The following is a 1557-nucleotide window of genomic DNA, read 5'->3' on the forward strand; positions in this document are numbered from 1 at the left end:
TCAGGCTGTCGAGAAAGTCTCGACAGTCTTCTTTTTGTTTAATTAATTTAACACGACACCGCGTTAATATAGTATAATTATAGTAATTAAAACGAACGGATGGTGTCGTGATGCTGCGTACTAATCGAGATAAGCAACAAAATTACGAATTGGTTTCCATTGAGGAGCTAGTGCCCTCTGATCATATGCTTCGCAAGATCGATAAGCACATCGATTTCACCTTTATCGATGAGAAGGTTCGCCATCTTTATTCGCAGGATAACGGTCGTCCAGCTATTGACCCACTTGTTCTCTTCAAAATGATCTTTCTAGGCTATTTCTATGGCATACGTTCCGAACGCCAACTTGAACGTGAAGTTCAAACTAATTTGGCTTATCGCTGGTTTTTAGGACTTGGGCTAACCGATCGCGTTCCAGACCACACCACGATCAGTTGGAATCGTCGTACGCGTTTTAAGGATACCTCTGTCTTCCAGGACATCTTTGATGAGATCGTGCTGCAAGCCATCTCTCACCGTATGATTGGCGGCCGTGTGTTGGTATCCGACTCCACGCACGTGAAAGCGAATGCGAATAAAAACAAATATACAAAAGAGCAGGTTCAGCAGAATACAAGGGACTATTTGGATGAACTGAACTCGGCAATTGAAACCGACCGTAAAGCGCAAGGAAAAAAGCTCTAAAACCACGAGAGGAGGTGAACGAAGACAAGGAAGTGAAGGTCAGTACAACAGACCCGGACAGCGGATATATGTTTCGGGAAGGCAAGCCGGAAGGCTTCTTTTATCTGGACCATCGTACCGTCGATGTGAAGTACAACCTCATTACTGATGTTTTCGTAACCGCAGGAAATGTTCACGATTCCGTGCCGTACCTCTCTCGATTAGATCGTCAGCGTAAACGTTTTGGTTTTGCAGTTGAAGCAGTCGCACTTGATTCTGGTTATATGACGACCCCGATTTGCAAGGGACTTGAAGACCGCAACATTTATGGTGTTATTGCGCACCGCAGATTTCAATCGACACAAGGGTTATATCCCAAATGGAAATTTACATATGATGCCGAACGGAACTTGTATATTTGTCCCCAGCAACAAGAATTGCCTTACCGAACGACAGACCGACACGGATACCGACACTATGCTTCGGATCCGAAGATCTGTGCAGCATGTCCCATGCTAGAAAAGTGTACGCGCTCACGTAACAAGCGTAAGATCGTCACCCGGCACATCTGGGAGGACAGTAAAGAGCAAGTACGATTAAACCGCTTAAGCAAGTCGGGCAAAAGATTGTACCGAAAACGAAAAGAAACGATTGAGCGAAGCTTCGCGGATGCTAAACAGCTCCACGGGTTTCGCTATTGCCGGTTGCGCGGGTTAAACAACGTAATGGAACAAGCGTTGATGACCGCCGCCGTGCAGAACATGAAGAAGATCGCCCTCCACTTGGAACGGAGGGCGTAAGAGGTTTAAACCCTCTGTTTCTCACGAAAAGAGAGGATAAAAAAACAAAAGAGAAACCTGTCGTTTTGAAAAAACGTGGGTTTCTCTACAAGCTG

1 protein-coding gene is annotated in these 1557 nt (G+C 45.5%); it reads left to right on the top strand.

The window, feature by feature from the left end:
- Positions 1-110 precede the first annotated feature (110 nt).
- Positions 111-1462, top strand: a protein-coding gene (locus tag AC1DLI_RS34250; protein ID WP_477610186.1) for an IS1182 family transposase whose coding sequence is annotated in 2 segments (ribosomal slippage) — positions 111-678 and positions 678-1462 — 1353 coding nt in all. Because the reading frame shifts where the segments join, the coding sequence is not laid out codon by codon here.
- The last annotated feature ends 95 nt before the right edge of the window (positions 1463-1557 follow it).

This window comes from Paenibacillus sp. 01T443 (assembly GCF_056398325.1).